The 21748-nt window shown below is 63.9% G+C and carries 17 protein-coding genes; 1 reads left to right on the forward strand and 16 read right to left on the reverse strand.

Going from position 1 to position 21748, the window contains the following annotated elements; translation table 11 throughout:
* Window positions 1–88: 88 nt before the first annotated feature.
* Genes ACN6NG_RS14820 through ACN6NG_RS14860 form a run of 9 tightly spaced genes read right to left on the reverse strand, consistent with a single transcriptional unit; the run spans window position 89 to window position 9923 of the window.
* Window positions 89–1777 (reverse strand): class I adenylate-forming enzyme family protein, encoded by a 1689-nt coding sequence (locus tag ACN6NG_RS14820; protein ID WP_474314733.1) that lies wholly within the window; start codon window positions 1775–1777, stop codon window positions 89–91.
* Window positions 1778–1781: 4 nt separating this feature from the next.
* Window positions 1782–2936, reverse strand: a complete 1155-nt coding sequence (locus ACN6NG_RS14825) for an acyl-CoA dehydrogenase family protein (protein ID WP_063424348.1) — start codon at window positions 2934–2936, stop codon at window positions 1782–1784.
* A 13-nt stretch (window positions 2937–2949) separates the two neighbouring features.
* On the reverse strand, window positions 2950–4137 hold the full coding sequence (locus tag ACN6NG_RS14830) for an acyl-CoA dehydrogenase family protein (protein WP_063424349.1): 1188 nt from the start codon (window positions 4135–4137) through the stop codon (window positions 2950–2952).
* Window positions 4138–4191: 54 nt separating this feature from the next.
* Window positions 4192–5361: an acyl-CoA dehydrogenase family protein gene (locus ACN6NG_RS14835; protein WP_474314735.1), complete on the reverse strand. Its 1170-nt coding sequence runs from the start codon at window positions 5359–5361 to the stop codon at window positions 4192–4194.
* A gap of 10 nt (window positions 5362–5371) precedes the next feature.
* Window positions 5372–6550 carry a lipid-transfer protein gene (locus ACN6NG_RS14840; RefSeq protein ID WP_174369584.1) on the reverse strand — a complete coding sequence of 393 codons (1179 nt, stop codon included), beginning with the start codon at window positions 6548–6550 and terminating at the stop codon, window positions 5372–5374.
* Window positions 6551–6569: 19 nt separating this feature from the next.
* Window positions 6570–6989: a MaoC family dehydratase gene (locus tag ACN6NG_RS14845; protein WP_016499783.1), complete on the reverse strand. Its 420-nt coding sequence runs from the start codon at window positions 6987–6989 to the stop codon at window positions 6570–6572.
* Window positions 6961–8094 (reverse strand): acyl-CoA dehydrogenase family protein, encoded by a 1134-nt coding sequence (locus ACN6NG_RS14850; RefSeq protein ID WP_474314738.1) that lies wholly within the window; start codon window positions 8092–8094, stop codon window positions 6961–6963. The genes ACN6NG_RS14845 and ACN6NG_RS14850 overlap by 29 nt, the downstream gene beginning before the upstream one ends.
* Window positions 8095–8103: 9 nt before the next feature.
* The gene (locus ACN6NG_RS14855) at window positions 8104–9081 is read right to left on the reverse strand and encodes a bifunctional MaoC family dehydratase N-terminal/OB-fold nucleic acid binding domain-containing protein (protein ID WP_474314741.1); all 978 of its coding nucleotides are present in this window, start codon (window positions 9079–9081) and stop codon (window positions 8104–8106) included.
* A 56-nt stretch (window positions 9082–9137) separates the two neighbouring features.
* Entirely contained in the window at window positions 9138–9923 is a 786-nt protein-coding gene (locus ACN6NG_RS14860; protein WP_063424353.1) for an SDR family oxidoreductase, read from the reverse strand.
* Between the two features lie 149 nt (window positions 9924–10072).
* On the opposite strand from ACN6NG_RS14860, the gene ACN6NG_RS14865 reads away from it, so the two are divergent.
* Entirely contained in the window at window positions 10073–10858 is a 786-nt protein-coding gene (locus ACN6NG_RS14865; RefSeq protein WP_138736446.1) for an enoyl-CoA hydratase, read from the forward strand.
* Window positions 10859–10978: 120 nt separating this feature from the next.
* On the opposite strand, the gene ACN6NG_RS14870 is transcribed toward ACN6NG_RS14865, so the two are convergent.
* The 7 genes from ACN6NG_RS14870 to ACN6NG_RS14900 form a co-directional block, all read right to left on the reverse strand.
* Complete coding sequence (locus ACN6NG_RS14870; protein ID WP_474314744.1) at window positions 10979–12616, reverse strand: FadD3 family acyl-CoA ligase; 1638 nt, start codon at window positions 12614–12616, stop codon at window positions 10979–10981.
* Window positions 12617–12637: 21 nt separating this feature from the next.
* Window positions 12638–13666 carry a 2Fe-2S iron-sulfur cluster-binding protein gene (locus ACN6NG_RS14875; RefSeq protein ID WP_474314746.1) on the reverse strand — a complete coding sequence of 343 codons (1029 nt, stop codon included), beginning with the start codon at window positions 13664–13666 and terminating at the stop codon, window positions 12638–12640.
* A complete protein-coding gene (locus tag ACN6NG_RS14880; RefSeq protein WP_081237953.1) occupies window positions 13663–15357 on the reverse strand; it encodes an FAD-binding protein in 1695 nt (564 codons plus the stop codon). Before ACN6NG_RS14880 ends, ACN6NG_RS14875 begins: the two co-directional genes overlap by 4 nt.
* A gap of 9 nt (window positions 15358–15366) precedes the next feature.
* Entirely contained in the window at window positions 15367–17076 is a 1710-nt protein-coding gene (locus ACN6NG_RS14885; protein ID WP_063424357.1) for an FAD-dependent oxidoreductase, read from the reverse strand.
* Window positions 17077–17166: 90 nt separating this feature from the next.
* Entirely contained in the window at window positions 17167–18354 is a 1188-nt protein-coding gene (locus ACN6NG_RS14890) for an acyl-CoA dehydrogenase family protein (protein ID WP_474314749.1), read from the reverse strand.
* A 132-nt stretch (window positions 18355–18486) separates the two neighbouring features.
* Window positions 18487–20082, reverse strand: coding sequence for an amidase (locus tag ACN6NG_RS14895; protein WP_474314751.1), 1596 nt, complete (start codon window positions 20080–20082; stop codon window positions 18487–18489).
* A gap of 63 nt (window positions 20083–20145) precedes the next feature.
* Window positions 20146–21582 carry an aldehyde dehydrogenase family protein gene (locus ACN6NG_RS14900; protein ID WP_474314752.1) on the reverse strand — a complete coding sequence of 479 codons (1437 nt, stop codon included), beginning with the start codon at window positions 21580–21582 and terminating at the stop codon, window positions 20146–20148.
* Window positions 21583–21748: the final 166 nt, after the last annotated feature.

Below are 21748 nucleotides of genomic sequence, written 5' to 3' on the forward strand. Positions count from 1 at the left end.
GGTTGACTCCTTCGCAGACCAGGACTACTGGGGTACCTCCATTGTTCCTGATCTGCGGGGGAGTACATCGTCCGGAAAGACTAATCAGTCAGGCGCCGACCAATGATTCCTTCAGTTGCGCCTTGATCACCTTGCCCGACGCATTACGCGGCAGCGGATCGCGGCGCAGGTGTACCTCGGCTGGCACCTTGTAGGCCGCCAGGCGCTGGCCGATAAAGGCGCACACCTGCTCGTGGGTCGGCGCTGGCTGCAGGTCTATGCGCAACACCAGGGCCAGGCGCTCGCCCAGTTCCTCATCGTCCAGGGCAAAGGCGGCCGCCTCGGTCACTCCAGGCATTTCGCAGATACACGACTCCACTTCACTGGCGGATATCTTCTCGCCCGCCCGGTTGATCAGGTCCTTGGCACGGTCGGTGATGTACAGGAAACCCTCGTCGTCCAGATGGCCAATATCACCGGTGTCGAGCCAACCGTCGCGCAAGGTCTCGGCACTGGCTTCAGGCAGCCGCCAGTAAGCGTTCATCAGGGTCGGCGAACGTAGCCAGATCAAACCGCTGCGCCCCGCCGGTAGCGGTGAAGACGGGTCCGGCCCAATGCATACATCCACGATCGGCAGCGGCCAGCCCACCGAGTCGGGTTTGTAGACGAACTGATCGCCGCCCACTGCGGCACCGATGCCGTTGCTTTCGGTCAAGCCATAGCCACTGCCACCAATTGCATGGGGCTTGCGCTTGCTGATATGCGCCAGCAGCCGACTGGAGGCCACCGCCCCGCCCAGGCCGAGGCCGTACAGGCTGTCGCTGTCGGTGCTGGCAAACCGCGGCGAGCCAAGCAATTGCTGCATCATTACCGGTGCGCCATTGAACTGGGTGCAGCGCTCGTCGCGAATCAGGTCGAACGCTTTGTCCACGTCCCATTTGTACATCAGCAACAAGCGCCTGCCGCTGCGCAGCCCCAGCAAAAACTGCGCGTGCAGGCCACTGACATGGAACAGCGGCACCGCCATCAGGTTGGTCGGTGCCAAGCCACTGGCGATCACCGCCTGGATCCGCTCGGGCGAACTCACGGCGCAGAACGCCGACTGGAACTCCAGTGCTGCCAGCGCCTGGCAAATGGCCCGATGGCTGGACAGCACGCCCTTGGCCCGGCTGGTGGTGCCAGAGGTATAAAGGATAAGCGCCGGGTCAGCCGGATTGATCTCGATGGCCGGCAGCGCCAGCAGCGGCCCCTGGATCAGCTCTTCGAAACGCTGGCAGTTGGCCGCTAATGCTTGCCCCGCCGGCATGCCAACCACAATGCTGACCAGTCGCTGTGCAAGCAGGTCGCTGGTCAGCAATTGCAGGCGCTGTTCATCACAGACCAGCACCTGTGCACCGCTGTCTTGCAGGCCATGGAACAATTCGTCACGCAGGCCCCAGCTGTTCAACGGCACGCACACCGCGCCACAACGCTGCACCGCGACAAAGGCCACCAGCCAGGCAGGCTGATTGCGCATGGCAATGGCCACTCGATCACCCTGCTTTACCCCGAAGCGCTGCGCCAGTTGCGCAGCCAGGCGGTCGACCTGATCGAAAAACCCGGCGAACGTCAGCCGTTGCTGCTCCCACACCAGAAACTCACGCTCACCGTGCGCACGGCCTGCATCGATGGCTTCGAGCAAGTTCGCAGGTGCATGGCGAAAATACCGCAGGCCGTCGTTGGGCGAAGACACCACCTCGAACGGCGAACCAGGGCCAATCAATTGCTGCCAGGCGTTGCGCCACTGTTCCAGCTTCATGTTCTTAGCTCTCCAAAGACGCAAAAGCGGCGTAGCGCGCGCACTGGAAGTCACTGTCACCCAGGCACGCCTGGGCTACGCGAATCCGCTTGAGGTAAAGGCCGACGTCCAGCTCATCGGTGACACCGATGCCACCGTGCATCTGTACCGCCTCATTGCTGACCTGGGCGGCCACCTCGCCGGCCTTCCATTTGCCCAGGCTCACCAGCCGCCCGCGCTCGGCCGCGCTCAACGCGTTGTCATCGAGTGCGGCCAACGCCGCCATCACCGCGCTGCGGGCCAGCTGCAACTCCACATGCAAGCGCGCGGCCCGATGTTGCAGTGCCTGAAACGAACCGATGGGCACATCGAACTGCACGCGGGTCTTGAGGTATTCCAGGGTCATGGCAAACAGTTGCTCGGCAGCGCCGAGCAACTCGGCGGCCAGGCAAGCACGTCCCCGGTCCAGCGCCTCGTCCAGCACCGACCAAGCCCCACCGAGCGTACCGAGCAAAGCTTCGCTGCCCACTTGCACGGCACTCAGACGCAGCCGCGCGCAATTGCGCGAGTCGATCAGCGTCAATGCGCTGACCTGCAAGCCCGGGGTGTTCGCCGGGATCAGGAATGCACTGATGCCCTGCTTCTCACCCGCGCGGCCACTGGTGCGCGCCGCTACCAGGTAGGCATCGGCGCCCAGGCCATCGATGACGAAGAATTTCTCGCCATCCAGACGATAACCACCAGCCTCGGCCATCGCCGTCAGTGCCGTGTGCTCAGGGGCATGGCGCGGCTTTTCATCCAGTGCCAGGGCCAGGCGCCGCTCGCCACTGATCACCGCCGTCAGCCACTGGTCCTGTTGCGCCGCGCCGCCAGCCAGATGGATCAGCGAGCCACCGAGTACCACACTGGACAACAAGGGTGAAGCCGAGAGGTTTCTGCCCATGGCCTCGAAAATCGGCCCCAGGCCCATGCAGCCGAATTCAAGCCCGCCCAACGCCTCGGGAAATGGAATGCCACTCCAGCCCAGGCCCACGGCTTCTTGCCACAGCTGCGGGTCATACCCTGGCACGCTTGCCTCATCGCGCAGACGCCGCTGCGCCGCCACCGGGCTGCGCGCCGCGAGGAATTCGCAGGCGCTGTCGGCCAACAGGCGTTGCTCTTCGCTATACACCAGACTCATGTTCAAACTCCCCTCAAGCACTGGGCAGGTTCAAGACCCGCTTGGCGATGACATTCAACTGCACCTCCGACGAACCGCCGGAAATGGTCAGGGCATAGCTGTTGAGCCAGCCTCGGGTAATCGCCAGTTCCTGGCTGCTGAACGGCTCGCCTTCAACGCCCAGCGCGCGGTAGCCAAGGGCATCGAGGAGAATCTCGAACTTGTCGCGCTCCTGCTCGGTATGCACCAGTTTCATGATGGCCATGATCGCGCTGATATCCAGGCCAGCCCGGGCCTCCTCGCCCATGCGCTGCACGGTGAGGTTGTAGGCATGTTCATTCATCGCGCAGGCCTGGGCCCGAGCACGCAGGGCCTGGTCGGCAGGCGCCTGGCTGTCGGGCAGGTAGCGTTCGATCAACGGCAGCAGGTGGAAGTGCGTGGGCAGGCTGAACTCGCCGAACTTGGACATGGCCTTGCGCTCGTGCTGCAGCAGGCTCTTGCCCAGGTTCCAGCCACCGTTGAGCGGCCCGATCAACTGGCTTTGCGGAACGCGTACGTTATCGAAGAACACTTGGCAGAAAGCCGATTTGCCGCTGATCAGGTCAATCGGTGAAACACTCACCCCGGGGCTTTTCATGTCCAGCACGATCAGGCTGATCCCCTGGTGCTTGGGCGCTTTCGGATCAGTGCGCACCAGGGCATACATCCAGTCGGACTTGTCGCCATACGAGGTCCAGATCTTGGTGCCGTTGATCACGAAGTCATCGCCATCGGCCACCGCCGAGGTTTTCAGGCTGGCAAGGTCGGAACCGGCATTGGGCTCGGAGAAGCCCTGGCACCAGCGCACTTCGCCGCGACACATCGGTGGCAGCAGCGCCTGCTTCTGCGCTTCGCTACCGAACTCCAGCAGCACCGGGCCGAGCATCCAGATGCCCAGGTTGATCTGCGCCGGCCGACACTTTAGCCGGCGCAGCTCGCTTTCCAGCACCGCGTTGTACTCGGCGCTCAGCCCGCCACCGCCGTATTCGCTGGGCCATTGCGGGCAGAACCAGCCTTTGTCACGCATACGCTCGAACCAGAGCCGGGCGTCTTCGCTGGGAAAGTCTACTTGACGGCCACCCCAGACGATTTCGCCGTCGGGGGTGGGCGTGCGCAGCGATGGCGGGCAATTGGCCTCCAGCCATTGGCGCGTCGCTTGCCTGAACTGCTCGATTGCGCTCATTCGTTCACCTGAAAGGGACGTTATTGTTATTCGCTTCAAGGGTACAACGGTGACTCAGCGTTGCGTGCGCGGCATGCCCAGGCCGAATTGGGCAATCAACTCGCGCTGGATTTCATTGGTACCACCGCCGAAGGTCAGGTTCACCGAGGCGCGCACTTCATACTCCAGCTCGCCGAGCAGATAAGCCGCCGCAGAACCCGCCCGCGTCAGGCCGCTGGCACCGACGATGGCCGACAGCTTGCGCAGGATCTCGATCGCCGATTCCGAGCCGTAGACCTTGGTGGTCGAGGCCAGCGCGACATCGACGCGATCACGCTCAAGGTCGGCGGCAATACGGAAGTTGATCAGGCGCATGGCTTCGAGCCGGGCATAACACTCGGCCAGATCGCGCCGCACCCAGGCATGGTCGGTAGCACGCTGGCCCTGCTCATCAGCACACCGAGCCCATAGGTACACCCGGCTGAACAGGCTGACGACCTTGTCTGACCAGGCCCCCAGGCCCAGGCGCTCGTGGTTGAGCTGTGCGGTGATGAGTTTCCAGCCACCGTGCAGTTCGCCCACCAGCATATCCCTCGGCACCCGCACGTTATCGTAATACGTGGCGGCCGTGGGGTTTCCGGAGGTCGGAATCAGCGTACTGGAGAAGCCTTCGGCCTGGGTATCGAGAATCAGGATCGAGATGCCCCTGTGCCGCGCCTGCTCAGGATCAGTACGTGCCGCCAGCCAGATGTAGTCGGCCGAGTCGGCGCCCGAGGTCCACAGTTTGCTGCCGTTGACCAAGAAGCCGTCGGCGTCTTCGCGCGCGGTGGTTTTCAACACGGCCAGGTCGCTGCCGGCACTGGCTTCGGAGTAGCCGATGGCAAAGTTGATCTCGCCGGCGGCGATACCGGGCAGGAATTTTTCTTTTTGCAGCGCCGAGCCGTGGGCCATGAGGGCCGGGCCAACCGTGCTGATGGTCACGAACGGCAGCGGTGCGCCAGCAATGTTGGCTTCTTCGAAGAAGATCAATTGCTCGGTGGCCGCGTAGCCCTGGCCGCCATAGGCCTTCGGCCAGCCAACCGCCAGCCAGCCGTCACGGCCGATCTGGGCGATGGTGCGGCGAAACAGCTCGCCGCCTTCGGTGCCGCGCATCTGCTGGCGAAGCTCGGGGGTCATCAGGTTCTGGAAATAGTCCCGGACCTTCAGCCTCAGGGCATGCTGTTCGGGGGTGAGATCGACGAACATGGGACGCTCCTTATACCGCGCCGAGAATCAGGCCGCTGGTGGGCACGCCGGTTCCGGCGGTCACCAACACGTTTTCGACACTGTCCACCTGGTTGGCCGCCGTACCCCGTACCTGCCGCACGGCTTCGGCGATGCCGTTCATGCCGTGGATGTAGGCTTCGCCCAACTGCCCGCCGTGGGTATTGATTGGCAGTTTGCCGCCACGGGCGTGGTGCCCGGCACGGATGAATTCCTTGGCCTCACCGCGCCTTGCAAAGCCGAATTCTTCCAGTTGCGGCAGTACGAATGGCGTGAAGTGGTCGTAGATCACGGCAGTCTGCAACGCCTCCGGGCCCAGGCCCGACTGGCTGTAAAGCTCTTTGGCGACCACACCCATTTCCGGCAGCCCGGTAATGTCGTCGCGGTAGTAGGAGGTCATCACTTGTTGCCCGGCGCTGATGCCCTGGGAGCCGGCCTTGATGATCACAGGCTTTTGCTTGAGGTCTCTGGCCCGCTCGGCCGAGGTGATCACCATGGCCACCGCGCCATCGGACTCCTGGCAACAGTCCAGCAGGTGCAACGGCTCGCAGATCCAGCGCGAGGCCTGGTGTTCTTCAAGGGTGATGGGCTTGCCGTAGAAAAATGCCTGGGGGTTGGTGGCGGCAAAATCGCGCACTGCCACCGCCACCCGGCCAAAGTCCTCGGAGGTAGCACCGTAGGTGTGCATGTAGCGCTGGGCAAACATGCCGACCCAGGCCGCCGGGGTGTGAAAGCCGTGCGGCATGTACCAGCCGTAGTTCACGTTCTCGAAGGTCGGCGTCGAGGCAAAGCCATAGCTGCCGGTACCGAAGCGGTACCAGGAGCGTTCGTTCATCGCCCGATAGACCACCACCACCTTGGCCACCCCGGTGGCCACCGCCATCGCCGCATGCATCACCGGCCCGCAGGCGGCGCCGCCACCGTGGGGCACCTGGGAGAAGAACTTGACGTCCTTGCAGCCCAGCAGGCGGGCAATTTCGTACTCCGGTACCTTATCCACCGAATAGGAACTGAAACCCTCGACTTCGCCAGGGTCAATTCCGGCGTCCTCGAGCGCTGCCAGGGTCGCTTCCATGGCCAGGCGCAGTTCGGTGCGCCCGGAATTCTTGGAAAACTCGGTTGCGCCCAGCCCTGCAATGGCGGCGCGCCCGGAAATCGACGAATTCGTCATCTGTGTTGTCTCCCGCGGATCAAGGCAGAACCAGCGCGACCGTGCCGGTCACGTGATTGCCCATGGAGTTTTTGCCCTTGAGGGTCACTTCCAGGCTGCGCGTAGCGGCATCCTGATGGGTCACTTCGCCGCTGAAGGTCATGCTGTCGCCGGGGTAGTTTGGCGCGCCCAGTTTTATTTTCAGCGTACGGAACTGCACCTGCGGGCCGCTCCACTGCTCGATGAAGCGTTGCACCAGGCCGTTGGTGGTCAGGATGTTCATGAAGATATGGGGCGAACCCAGCTCGCGCGCCGCGTCCAGGTCATGGTGACCGGGAAAGTAGTCGCGGGTGGCTATCGCACCACCGGCAATCAGGCCAACCGTGATCGGGATCGTCAGCTCGGGCAGTTGCTCGCCAGGGCGCACGTCTTCAAAGCGCTTGGTGTTCATCGAGGTCATATTTCCATCCCAAGGTAGTGTTATCGCTCAACCAGTCGCCCAGACGCTCCAGGATCATCGACGACCCTCCCAATGCGCTGCTCAGGGCGCGGCTCCAATAGAGAAAGCGATGGATCGGATACGTCAGGTCGACCCCGATGCCGCCATGCACATGCTGTGCGGTGTGGCCGATGCGGTGCCCGGCTTCGCACGCCAGGTACGCGGTGGCCAAGGCTTGCGAAGGGGCCGGCAGACCGGCGTCGAGGCGGTAGCACAATTGCCACAGGGCACTGCGCAACACCTCCAGGTGCACATGGGTGTCGGCCATGCTCATTTGCACCGCCTGGAAACTGCCGATGCAGCGGCCGAACTGTTGACGCTCACTGACGTAGGCCACGGTGCGGTGCACCTGCTCGGCGCTGACGCCCAACTGCAAGGCCGCCAGGGAGGCAACTGCACGCGGTGCCAGCCAATCCAGGGCCGCGGCGGGCAGCACTTGCTGATTGCTCAGGTTGACGCCGCGCAAGTCCAGGTCGGCAATGGCTTCGCCGTGGGTCATGACGCCCGCTACACGGCTGATGCCCGACTGGCTGAGGTCCACCAGGACCAGCCGGGGCTGCCCCATCACCCGGGCCAGTACCAGCGCTGCCACCGACTGCTCGGCCAAGGCGAGCGCCGCAACCCGGCCATCGAGGCGCCACCCGCCCTCTTCGGCGCTGGCCTCGAGCTCGATGCCGCGCACCGTGTTCAGGCCATCGAGGCTCAGGGTCAGCAAGCCTGAGCCCGCCACAGCCTGTTCCACCCAAGGTGCCAGGGCCTTGTCGCCGAACTCGGCGAGGGTGGTCGCGGCCAATTGGTGACGCCACAACGGCACTTGCGCCAGGGCACCGCCCTGAGCATCGAGGATCTGCACCAGCTCGGTCATGCCCAGCCCGCTGCCACCAGCAGCTTCGGGGATGGCCAGGGCATGCAGGCCGGTTTGGACGCAGCTGTGCCACAGGTCTTGCATATAGGGTTGCCCGCAGAGGTCCCAGTCCCGCAGGCGCTCGTCGGTGCAGTAGTCGCTCATCAGGCTGCCCGCCATTTCGGCAATGGCACGCTGGTCTTCGCTGAGTTCAAAATCCATGGTACCCCCCTACTCTGCCGATGGACGGAACATCGGCAGCGCCAGGTCGTCATCGAAGGTCTGAAACTCGACCTCCACACGCTGGCCAATGCTGATGTCTTCACGTTTGACGCCAACCAGGCCGGCGATCAGGCGTACGCCCTCGTCCAGTTCGATCAGACCGATCGGGTTGGGGTGATCGAACGGGGCCACCTGCGGGTAGTGCATCACCACGAAGGAGTACAACCGGCCCTTGCCGCTGGCCTGCTGGGTATCCCAGTCGAAGCAATGGCACTCGATGCACACCGGTGCCGGCGGATGGCGCAAGGTGCTGCACTGCGTACACCGCTGGATCAACAGCTTGCCTTCCTTGCAGCCGTCCCAGAAAAACCGTGTGTCGTCGCTGACACCGGGCGCCGGACGCTTCGCCTGCGCCTGCTCGGCCACGGCCTGGGGCTGCGCCTGGACCTTGTGCGCGTTGGCCGGGCGGAACTTGAACACCCGGAACAACAGCTCGCCGACCTTTTCGTCGCCCGTGGCCTGCTGCGAGAAGTAGCTCATGACCAGGGTGACAAAAAAGCCAGTGCCAAGGCCGGTGGTCTTTTCCTCGCCGACCGAGTCCAGGCGCGTGGTGTAGTAGAGCTTTTCGCCCAGGCGCAGGTTGCGCTCGAAGGTCAGCTCAGAGTTCACCGCCACCACCGACGGGTAGCCATAGCTTTCGATCACACCGAGCACTTCATAGGGGTTTTCGGTGGTCGAGCCTGGTGCGTAGTTATTGATGTGAAAGCCTTCCATGCACCAGATCTGCAGCATGGGTGGCGGCGCGATGATGCCGTCATTGCTGCTGTTGGCAGCTGCCACGGGGTCGGTGTAGAGCGGGTTTTCAAGGCCGATGACTTCGCACCACTGGCGAATCATGGGCGCGTTGACGTCGTCCCAGGCGTTCACACGACCGTATTGGCGCCCAACCAGGGCGCGCACTTTGGATAGCAATTCTGGATCAGCCAAGTTCGTCTCCTGCGTGTTCAAAGCGGCGCCCGCAACGCAACGCCGACGTGGGTCGATCAGTGCGGGGTAGCCTGCGCCGCACCGAGATAAGCCGGGCGTTCACCACCGCCATGCAGCAACAGGTTGCAACCGCTGGCGTAAGTGGCCAGCGGTGAAGCGATATAGAGGCAGGCGTTGCCGATGTCCTCGGGCACCGCCATGCGCCCGGCCGGGATACCGGCGCTGACCGCAGCGATACCTTGCTCGTCGCCATAGTGCAGATGGGCAAGCTCGGTGCGCACCAGGCCTGGGCTTATCGCCACCACCCGCACCTTTGGCGCCCATTCCGCTGCCAGCGACTGCACCAGGGCCAACACGCCGGCCTTGGCCGCGCCGTACGCTGCTGTGCCTGGCGAGGCACGCAGGCCGCTGATGCTGCCAATAAACACGATGCAACCGCCGTCGGGCTGGGCCTGCATCAGCAGGTTGGCTTGCTGGGCGACATTGAGCGGTGCAATCAGGTTGAGGCGGATAATCCCCTCATGAAAACGCGGCGAGGCGCTAGCCGCGTCGGCCGAGGGGCTGCCGCCGGCGTTGTTGACCAGCACATCGAGGCGGCCGTATTTGCTGCGGATGCTGTCAAACAGGCCTTGCAAGGAGGCCTGGTCGCGCACGTCGGCGGCGATGAAGTCCGCCTGGCCCTGAGCAACGCTCGGCAATTGCTCGGGCAGGTTGCGCCCACACACGATCACCTTGGCCCCGGCGGCCAGAAAGCTGCGGGCAATGCCAGCGCCAATGCCTTTGGTTCCGCCGGTTACCACTACCACCTTGCCGTTGTAATCCAGCCCCGAGTGACCACTCATGGCACGCTCCTCATGCTTGTGTTGAGGGCCACTCTAGGGGCAAAACCGCTCCACCACGTCGTCTGAACGGACGATGAAGCGTGGCGCCGCGCTGGCAACAATCCGCGCAATGGCGCCCGCTCTGCGGTGCCTACTGCCAGAGGTTGATCATGTCCGATTCACTTACCGCGCCGGTGCTGCTGGAGTACCCGGCCCCAGGGGTTGCCCTGGTGCGGCTCAACCGCCCGCACGCCACCAATGCCCTGAGCCTGGAGCTGCAGGCGCTGCTGTCGCACTACTTCATTGAGCTGGGGAGCAATGCTGATGTGCGCTGCATTCTGCTGACCGGTGGCGACAAGGTGTTCGCCGCCGGGGGCGATATCAACAGCCTGGCCGGTGTGGGCCCGATTGATATCTATCAGCGCCACACCGAGCGGGTCTGGGCGCCGATCCAACACTGCCCCAAGCCTGTGATCGCGGCAGTATGCGGTTACGCCTATGGCGGTGGCTGCGAGCTGGCGATGCTCGCCGATATCATTGTTGCCGGGCAAAGTGCACGCTTCTGCCAGCCGGAGATCAAGATCGGGATCATGCCCGGGATCGGCGGCACCCAACGGTTGGTGCGGGCGGTCGGCAAGGCCAAGGCGATGCGGATGGCGCTGGCCGGTCAGCCGATCACGGCTGAGGAGGCCTGGATTGCGGGGCTGGTCAGTGAGGTGGTGGCCGACGATCAGGTGCTCGCGCACGGCTTGAAGTTGGCCCAGGTGGTTGCGGCAATGCCGCCGTTGGCTGCCGAGCAGATCAAAGAGGTGATTCTTGCGGGGATGGATGCGCCGCTGGAAGCGGGTTTGGCGCTGGAGCGCAAGGCCAATGCCTTGTTGTTTGCCTCACGTGACCAGAAGGAAGGCATGCAGGCGTTTATTGATAAGCGGCCTGCCCGGTTTGAAGGGCACTGATGGGGGTGGCGGACCAGCGCCAAGCAACGCTCCAGGGGCCCTGCGATTAGCTTCGGGCCCCCTCGCTGCTGCGGCGCTACGCGATATCGCTACACCTTGCGCGGTTGTTCAATGAGGGCCTCATCGCGAGGCCCGCCCGCCCTCAGCCTGCAGAACCGCCTGACGCAGCTCAGGTTTGACTACCTTGTTCGAGGCATTCACCGGCAATGATTCGAAGAACCGAACCTGTCGCGGCACTTTGTAGTTGGCCATCCGCTCTCTGGCCCAGGCGATCAGAGATGGCTCATCCAGCTGCTGGCCTGCACGCAATACCACGCAGGCACACCCCACCTCCCCCATGCGCTCATCCGCAACCCCGATCACCGCTACCTGCGCGATGGCCGGATGCTGGATCAAACCAGCCTCTATCTCTGCCGGATAGCAGTTGAAGCCACCGACAATGAACATATCCTTGAGGCGGTCGGTAATTTGCAGGTTGCCATGCACATCCAGATTGCCAATATCGCCGGTGTGTAGCCAACCCTCGGCATCAATGGCCTGGGCCGTCGCTTGCGGGTCATTGAAATAACCCCGCATCACATGAAAACCGCGCAGGCAGATCTCCCCCGACACGCCCGTGGCGACCGGTTGGTTATCTGCCGAACGAATGCACACCTCGGTACCATCGATAGCCCGGCCACTGGTGCCGGCAACAATGTCGGCGGGGTCACCCGGGTTGCAGATGGTCGCCAGGCCCCCACACTCAGTCAGCCCATAGGCGGTGGTCACCACATCTACCCCGAGCTCCCGACGCATGCGCTCGATCAGCACCGGCGGGATCGTCGATGAACCGGTCACAGCGATGCGCAAGCTGGACAGATCAGTCTGGGCCAGACGCGGGTGGGCCAGCATCGACAAGTACAGCGTGGGCGGCCCTGGCAGCACGCTGATGCGCTCGGCGGCGATGCGCTGGAACACCGCTTCGGCATCGAACACCGCATGCGGCAGGATAGTCGCGCCAGCCAGCAGGCAGGTCAGCCAACCGGCCTTGTAGCCAAAGGCATGAAAAAACGGGTTGATGATCAGGTAACGGTCACCCGGCTGCAGGCCAATGACCCGCACATATTCGTTGTACGCCCGCAGGTTCTGCCCATGGGCACTCATCACACCCTTGGGTTTGCCGGTGGTGCCGGAGGTGAACAGCAAGTCGGACAAATCCCGCGGCCCCACCGCCACCGCACGCTGGCGGGCTTGCAGCTCACTGACAGACTCGCCCCTGGCGAGAAAACCGGCCCAATCCAGGTCGCTGGCCAACTGCGGCGGCTGTGTACCGAACACCACCAGCTGTTCCAGGCTGGCCGGACGTAGCGGCGCCAGCATGGCCGGGTAGTCCAGCCCCAGAAATACCCCTTGCGTCAACAGCACCCGCGCCTGGCTGCGCGCCAGGATATCGGCCGCCTCGGCGCCTTTCATGCGGGTATTGATCGGTACCAGCACAGCCCCTGCGCAATGCACGCCCAAGGCGGCGATCACCCAGTCGCGGCAATTGGGTGCCCAGATCGCCACGCGGTCGCCCGCCTCGATCCCCAGTGCCATCAGGCTGCGGCAGACACCCAGTGCCAACCCCGGCAAATCCCGGTAATCAGTGACACTGCCGTCTTCCTCGATCGCTGCCCGACCGGCAAAGCGTTCGGCACTGGCGAACAACAAGGCAGGAATCGATAAAGGCAACAAGTTCCAGGCATGCACGCTGCCCGGTAATGCTGAACATGCAGTCATAGTGACAAACTCGCCATCGGGTTATTCGGGAAAGAGCACCCGCAGGTGCTCGCTGCGGGCCAGGGACTGGCAAGCCAGTGTCCAGCCCTGGTCTATCTCCTGCTGGTCAAGGGCATCGTTGCGCAACATCTGCACCTCACCCCGTTCAACCGTGCACATGCAGGTGGCACAGGAGCCGACCAGACAAGAACTTGGCGGGTTCAGGCCGGCCCGGCGCATGGCGTTGAGCAGGGTTTCGCCTTCGACGCAGGGCACCTCGAACTCTTCACCGTCCAGGCGCACCGAAAGCTGGATGCTCGGGTGGCGGGTATCGACGGCAGCCGGTACTGCGACTTCGCCCTCTTCGGGCAGCGAGACAAAGCGCTCGACATGGACCTGCGCACTCGGCATGCCTAACGCCTGCAAGGCAGCGACGGCAGCATCCATGAACGGTCCAGGACCGCAGATGAACGCCTCGGCACTGACGAACGGGCGCGCCAGCTCGGCCAACTGGCTCACCGACGCAATGCCCTGCACCGAGTCGAGCCAGTGGATCACTTGCAGGCGCTGTGGGTGCGCGCTGGCCAGGGCCTTGAGCGAGTCACGGAATATCACCGACGCTTCGTCCCGGTTGGCGTAGATCAGCAGAATGCGGCCAGTGCCCGCCAACAGCGCCGAGCGCAGGATGGACAGCACCGGGGTGATGCCACTGCCGCCGCCGAACAGCAGCAGGTCGGTGTCCAGCTGGCGCGGCACAAACACCCCGGCCGGCGCCAGCACCTGCAAGGTATCGCCCGCCTGCACGGCGTCACAGAGCCAGTTCGAGGCGCGTCCGTCGCGCACCCGTTTGATCGTGACCCGCAATGGCTCATCGAGCAGCGGCGTGCTCGACAGTGAGTAACAGCGCGGCAACCACCCCCCCTGGTAAGGCACGCGCAGGGTCAGGAACTGCCCAGGTCGATAGCGCAAGCGCTCGGCAAGCGCTTCTGGCAGCTCGAACTCCAGGGAGCGGCTGTCGGCGGTCTCTTCAATCACGCGGGTTACACGTACTGACAGGTAATCCAGGCTCATATCAATTGCTCGCTGGGTTCGATTTCGACGTCAGCCGTGGCCGCGGTCAACGACCGCCCGGCACGTCGCCCGGAAAACACACAATCGGCCAGCGACAGGCCGCTGACGTACAAATGGCAAGGAATGCCGATGGCGGTACGGCCGGCGGCGTACAAACCGGGTATCGGCAGGCCTTGAGGGCCAAGCACCGCGCCGCTGTCTTCATTGACCTTGAGGCCGCCCAGGGTCAACGCCCCGAGGGGGAACAGCGGGTTGCTGACAGAAATGTCACAGGCATAGTAAGGGCCCTGATCGAGTACCTGACGGCTGCTTTGCGACTTGCCGAAGGCATCCTCGGCGTCCCCCCGGGCGGCTGCGTTGTAGGCGTGCAATGCGCTGCGCAATACATCAGCACGCATGCCCGTGGCCTGGGCCAACTGCTCGATGCTCTGGCCCTTTCGCACACCGCGAAGCATCAGCAGCAATGCCGGCAAGCTCTGGAACCACCAGTAACCGTCGAACAGCGCTTGCTTGATCGATTGCTTGCGCAGGCGTGCGTCCAGCACCAGCCAGGCCTTGCCGCCCTGCTCTTCACACAGGGGCTGGCCCAAGGTGGCGCCATAGACTTCTTCGTTGACGAAGCGCTGCCCGAGGGTGTTGACCACAATTCCCTTGGGCCAGCACAACGGTGGGTTGATAAACCGCCAGGCCGACACCCGCTGCAGTCGGTCGCTGACCCCACCGACACTCACGCCCAGGCGTACGCCACTGCCATCGCAGCCGGTCGCGCCGACTTTGAAGTTGCGGCGAAACTTGGGGGCATGCTCGCTGACCATCTCGCGGTTGAAGATGAAGCCACCGGTGCTCAGCACTACGCCACGCCGGGCGCGCACCAGCCGCGGCCGGGCAAAGTCGAGTTCCAGCTGGCGCACGCGTTTGCGTAAGGTATCGCAGTAGCGCGGGGCAAAGTTCTGCAGCCGTTCGGCACGTGCGGCCAATTTGGCATGCAACCGCGCCTGGGCACTGCCGGCCGGCAGGCACCACAGTTCCACGCCGACGACCCTGCCCGTGTGATCGCTCACCAGACGACGGGCAGCGGACTGAAGTTGCGGCCGCACACCGTTGCGCAGGCAAGCAGCCTTGAGGTGCGCGTACAGCACCGCGCCACATTGGCCCTTGCCTACCGTGCGATGGCCACGCGGGGCCGGCGGCAACTCGCTACGGTGCGACGGCACCAGCTCATTGCCGGAGTAATAAAGAAACTGGCCATCGGCTGGATACGAGGTTTTGCCGCCGGGCGGCATACTGTGGGCATAAGGCACGCCATGGCCCTCCAGCCAGGCCAGGTTGGTGGCACTGTCCTGGCAAAAACGCCGCAAGGTGGCATCGGCGACCACACCCTGGGTTTCGTGCTTGAGGTAGGCGAACATCGCCTCGGGCGTGTCGTTAAAGCCTGCGGCCTGCTGCTGGCGAGTGCCACCGCCGGCATACACTACGCCACCGCTCTTGGCACTGGCACCGCCACCGGTGAAACGGTCGGCGACCAGCACGTCAGCACCCTGGGCGCGTGCCTCAAGGGCAGCGCAGGCGCCGGCCGCCCCCCAGCCGATCACCAGCACATCACAGTGGTCATCCCAGAGCATGGCGTCGGCATCGGCCACCTGCAACGCCGGCTGGATATCGGTACATGTCGATTTGACAGCGGCTCGCATGGCGATTCCTCAACGGTTGGCAGCAATGTGATGGGCCGCGATATAGCCGAACGTCATGGCCGGCCCCAACGTGCCGCCCGCGCCGGGATAGCTGGTGCCCATGACCGACGCCGAGCAGTTGCCAATGGCATACAGGCCAGGAATGACCTCGCCGTCCTGGCTCACAACCTGGGCGTGTTCGTTGGTCAATAGCCCACCTTTTGTGCCGATATCGCCAGCGTCCAGGCGCATCGCGTAGTACGGCCCCTTGCTCAGGGGCGCCAGGCACGGGTTGGGTTTGACGTTGCTGTCGCCGTAGTAACGGTCGAACACGTTGCCGCCACGGCCGAAGTCGGCATCGACGCCGCTGCGGGCGTAGGCGTTCATCTTCTGCACGGTCTGCTCGAGCCCTGCGCGGTCGACGCCGATCTGCGCCGCCAGCGCCGCCAGGCTGTCCGCCTTGAAATACAAGGTATTGAGCCATTCCTTGCGCAGCCGGCTGTCGGGCATGACCTGGGCCGGCATCAACGGCCCCATGGCGTAGTTGAAGCGAAAATGGCCATCGAAGATCACCCAGGATGGGATCGACTTGCCACCGGTGTGCTGGTTGTCGCGGTACATGGCGTCGACAAATTCCAGGTACGGCGCTGCCTCATTGACAAAGCGCCGGCCCAGGCTGTTGACTACGATGGCACCAGGGAACGCCCGCTCGGCAAATACCCCACGGGGTTTTTCTTCGCCGGGCACGGTAATGGTCGGCGCCCACCAGGCCCAATCCATCAGGGCGGTCGCTGCACCCAGTTCGATACCGGCTTGCAACGCAGCACCGGTGTTGTTGCCCGGTGGCGTGGCGCTCCAGTCACGCAGGGTCGGCTGCGGTAGATAGCGCTCGCGCAACGCCTGGTTCTGTTCAAAACCCCCGGAGCCGAAGATCACCGCATGGCGGGCATGCAGCTGCAGCGCCTGCCCGTCACGACAAACCTGCATGCCAATGACCCGGCCGTTGTCGGTGATCAGGTTCTGGAAGTCGGTGTTCAACCACAGTGGGATGTTGCGGTCCATCAGCGAACGGCGCAACGAGGCGACCAGCGCACTGCCCAAGGCGGCGCGGCGGTCGCGCCGGCTCTTGCGGCGCCATTTGAAGTCGAGCTTGTAGCGCAGCATCAGGCCGAGAATCAGCAGGCGCCAGCCAAAGGAGCGCGACATGGCCTTGTGCGCATGCCGTGCGGTCCAGGCGATGCGCCCCATCAGCAGTGTCGAGGGTGAGGGTGTGCGCAGGTTGGCCAGTTCATCACCGAGCAGGCTGGTATCGAACAGTTCCGGGTCGAGGGTGCGCCCCCCGGCCAGCGAGCCTGGCAGTTGCGGATAGTAGTCCGGGTACTTCGCCGCCACGGCGTAACGCACATGGCTGTTGTCCACCAGGGCGCGGATCATCTGCGGCGCGTGCTTGACGTAGGCACGCAAGCGCTTGTCATCGCCATGCTCACCGGTGGCAGCTTTGAGGTACTGCAGTGCCAGCTCCACACTGTCGCCACCGCCTTTGGCGGCAAAGTAGTGGTTATTGGGAATCCAGATGCCGCCGCCGGATATCGCCGACGTACCGCCGAACTTGTCGCTTTTCTCGACAACCAGTACCGATAGACCCTGTTCGGCAGCAAACAGCGCCGAGGTCATTGCACCGGCACCGGAGCCGACGACGATCACGTCGTAGTGTGAAACAGGCTGAGCTTTAGCTGTCATTGTTGTTGTGCCTTGGCTGTGATCGGAAATATCCCGGCGTGCCGGCCAGGGGTGCGCATACCCGGGCCTGCAGCCAGGCCCGGGCACGGCTCATACGTAAGGATCAGGGTTGGGCAGGCCCAGTTGCACGGCGCCAAGGCTGCGGCTGAAGGCCATGTAGTTGTTGGCGATATGCCCACGTGCCTGGTGCAGGTCGCGGAACAGGCGCGCCACAGGGTTGGTGTTGTACAGCCCGGAAGCGGCCATGCAGCGCAGCAGTTCGTTGACCTTCTCGGCGCAGATATTGGTGACATACGAGGATTGGTAGCGGTACAGCAGGCGGGTTTCCACGTCCGGGTACTCACCCGATTCAGCCAGCGCCATCAGGTGCGCGTAGTTGCGCTCCAGCACCAGCCTCAGGCTGTCGACGATGATCGTCGCCTCGGCAACGGTGGTTTGCGCCACCGGGTCATCGGCGGTTTTCATGCCGTGCTTGCCGATGTGCGCAGCGGCATTGGCACGAAATTCGTTGATCGCCCCCTGCAAGGCACCGATGGCCGATGAGGACACCGCGCGCGTGAACACCTGGGCGAAAGGAATGGCATAAATCGGATTGGTGTTCACCAGGCGTCCTGGCGTCGCTTCCAGCGTGCAGTTATTGGTGCGTTGCACGCGGTGTGCCGGCACGAAGGCATCTTCGACCACAATGTCGTGGCTGCCGGTGCCGCGCAGGCCCAGCACGTCCCAGTTGTGCTCGATACGGTAGTCGCTGCGCGGGATCAGGAAGGTGCCGTGCTCTGCTGCACGGTCGCCATCGGCGGGCAGCACCCCACCAAGGAAGCACCATTGGCAGTGTTCGCTGCCGCTGGAAAAGCCCCAGCGACCACTGATGCGATAACCGCCTTCAACAACGGTTACCTTGGCCACGGGCATGTAGGTGGACGAGATCAGGGTGGTATGGTCCTGGCCCCATACATCGCGCTGGGCCTCGATCGGGTAACGCGCCAGCTGCCAGGGGTGTACGCCCATCACGCCATAAATCCACGCTGTGGACATGCAGCCCTCGGCGAGGATCATCTGGATTTCGAAAAACGTCCGCGGATCGACCTCGTAGCCGCCAAACGCACGTGGTTGCAAGGCCCGCAACAAGCCGGCCTGTTGCAATTCGAAGATGGTTTCGTCAGGCACCCGAAACTCACGGTCAGCGCGCGCGGTGCGGCTTTTGAGGGCGGGCACCAGGCGCCGGGCGTGTTCAAGCAGTTCGATTTCTTCCGGCGTTTTTACTCGCATGCTGTCCATCCGTTCGTTCTCCCAATCTCGTTGCGCGGTTGCGCGAGTCTTGGTTGATGATCGAATGCAGCAGGCGAATATTCATCGTCAAAGCGGACTAGGGAAACACGGTACGGCGCCGTCCCTGGCGCCTTTTCAGGTTCAGATCGCGGCGCGCCTGGCGGCCCACGGGCGGTCCTGCTCCAGCTGCGAGGCCAGGCGCAGCAGCACGTCTTCCCCGCCCAGGCGAGCGGTGAACATCATGCCTACTGGCAGGCCGCTGTCACTCATGCCCAACGGCAAGGAAATAGCCGGCTGGCCGCTGACGTTGGCCAGCACGGTGAACGCGGCACTGCCCATGGCCTTGCGGGCGTAACTTTCGTAAGGCTGGTTGAGCGAGAGCTCGCCCAAGGCCGGTGTCAGGCTGGCGGTGACCGGCGAGAGGATCACATCAAAGCGCTCGAACTGCTGTTCCATGGCCATGCTGATGTCTTCGAACGCATGCCGGGCACGCACTACGCCCTCACCCGTGGCCTTCGCTGCACGCTCCAGCACACCAAAGGTGATGCTTTCCAGGTCCTGCGGCCCCATCGCGCGGCCCAGGGCTTTCTCCCGGTCGTTGACCGTGACCAGCAACGAGTTGCCGATGGCAACGCCGTGGGCGCCGAACAGCTGCTGGGCCTGAATCGGCAAGCGCAGTTCTTCCACTTCGTGGCCAAGGCCCAGCAGTTGCTTGATGGTGTCCTCCAGAACCTTGGCAATCGCCGGGTCCAGCGGTGCCCCGGTCAGCGATTCGCGCACCAGCGCAACCCGTAAACGGCCCGGGTCACGGCCCAGCTCCTCAACGTAGGGACGTACCAGCGGTGAGCTCCAGTACGGGCTCCCTGGTTCGTGACCCTGACCGGCATCAAGAAACAACGCGGTATCGCGCACGCTGTGCGAGACCATGTTGGCGACACTGGCGCCAAACGAGCCTTCCAGGCGTGCCGGCCCGCTCGGCGTGCGGTAGCGTGTCGGCTTGAGGCCGACCAGCCCGCAGTAGGACGCCGGGATCCGGATCGAGCCGCCACCGTCGGTGGCATGGGCGACCGGGACGATACCGGCGGCCACCGCCGCGGCGGAACCACCGGACGAGCCACCCGTGCTCAACGCCAGATTCCAGGGGTTGCGGGTCTGCCCCCATGCCAACGACTCGGTGGTGGTGGTCAGGCCGAACTCCGGGCTGGTGGCTTTACCGAAAGGCACTGCCCCGGCGGCTTCATAACGGCGGATCAAGGTGCTGGTAACGCTCGACGGTGGCGCATCCTTGAACAGCCGGCTGCCGTTGCTGGTGGTCGTGCCCTGCAAGTAGGTGTTGAGGTCCTTGAGCAGGATCGGCACGCCCGCCAGCGAGCCCTGGGTCAGGGTGCCGGCCTTCTGCCTGGCCGCCAGCAACGCGCGGGCATATTCGTCATGGCGCATGTTGACTGCGTTGATCTTCGGGTTGACCAGGTCACAACGGGCAAATGCTGCGCCGAGCAAGTCTTCGGCACTGAAGTGGCCGGCCTGCAAGCCCTTGGCCATGGCCCAGGCATCCAGGCCCAGGTAATCGCTGGCCGACAAGCCGCCAGCGGCCCGGGCATCGGCGAAGCGCCCCAGTAGCCCGACGCCCAGCGCCACCGCGCCGGCCTTGAGCACCTGGCGGCGCGGCCATCCGTCAGCGGCGTCGGCACCCGCTGGGGCAAGCGTGTCGGCCAGTGGCAATGCGTTTTTTTCCATGTGCAGAATTCCGTTTTTTTATTGTGTCTGTTCGATTCGCGCAGCGCGCGCCAGTTTCCCCGATCAGTCCGGGGTGATCTGCGCTTTCATCGCGGCCAGGAAGTGTTCGCTGTAAGGCGGCAGCAGGCCCCACTCACCGCGCGGGTCATGCTCGGGCGCCTTGAGTACGGTGCGCAGGTGGCTGAATTCGATAAAGCCTTCGCGACCGTGGTAGTGGCCCATGCCTGACCCGCCAACACCACCGAACGGGGCATCATGCAAGGCGGCATGCATCATCACATCATTGAGGGTGACACCGCCGGACAGTGTGTGCTCCAGCACCTGGCGCTGCTCCTTGGCGTCGCTGCCAAAGTAGTAAAGGGCCAGAGGCCGCGGGCGGCTGTTGATCTGGGCGATGACCTGGTCAACCTCATCAAAGGGCAGCACCACCATTGCCGGGCCGAAGATTTCTTCATGCAGAATCAGGCTGCCTTGGGGCGGGTCGATCACCAGTTGCAGCGGTCGGCGCCGGTTTTGCTCATCAGGCGCTTGCACGTAGGGCAGGCTCACTACCCGGGCACCGGCTTGCAGCGCCTGCTGAACCAGGTTTTCAACACGGGACAGGTGTTGGGCATTGACCACCGCGACCACGTCCGGGTTGTCGCTCACCTCTGGGATGAACTGGCGGTAAGCGCTGGCAAAGGCCTCAAGAAAGGTTTCCAGCTGCTCGCGTGGCACATAGACCAGGTCCGGGTTGATGCAGACCTGGCCACTGTTGGTGGTCTTGGAAAGCGCAATACGAAACGCTGCGGTGCCCAGGTCGGCGCTGCGGGCGACGATGACCGGCGACTTCCCGCCCAGTTCCAGCGTCAACGGCACCAGGTGCTCGGCCGCGTTACGCATCACGGACCTGGCCACCGCGGTACTGCCGGTAAACACCAGGTGGTCGAACGGCTGTGCGGTAAATGCCTGGGCCAGGTCGGCGCCACCGGTGACCACAGCCACCTCGAGCGGATCAAACACCTCGGCAAACAGCTTCGCTACCAGCGCAGCAGTGCGTGGCACTACCTCCGAAGGTTTGAGAATCGCCCGGTTACCCGCCGCCAACGCCGAACCCAGGGGGCTGAGCAAGGTATACAGCGGGGCGTTCCAGGTGCCCAGAATGCCCACCGTACCCTTGGGCTGATACATCACCCAGGCCTCGGCGCCCAGCTGATCGTAGGGGCTGAAGACTGGCCGCGGCTCATCCTGCATCCATCCCTCGAGGTGGTCGCGCGCATGCTTGAGCGAACCCAGCGAACCCAGCACATCATTCATCAACGAGAAACCTTGGGGGCGGCCGCCAAAGTCGGCATCCATCGCCTCGGCCAGCGCTTCGTGGTGCGCCACCAGCATGTCGATCACCCGCTGGATCCGCGCGCGGCGCGCCACGGCAGTGACAGCCCCTTGAGCGTTGAACGCGGCCTTTTGTTCACGCAGCAAGGCCGACAGCGTGTCGACGGAAGAATTTGCACAACTCATTGGTGCCTCCTCAACTGAACAAGGGCCAGCATGTCGCCGCTGTGCCCACCATGGCCGTCGTTGCACGACCCCTGCCCCGCAAACTAGCCCCAGGCCCCGGAGACCGCCTCGTCCAAGTGGACGATCGAGCCAAAAACGTTAGTCCGTTGAGACGATGCAAAGCCCC

It is taken from the genome of Pseudomonas sp. TSO6 (assembly GCF_056098905.1).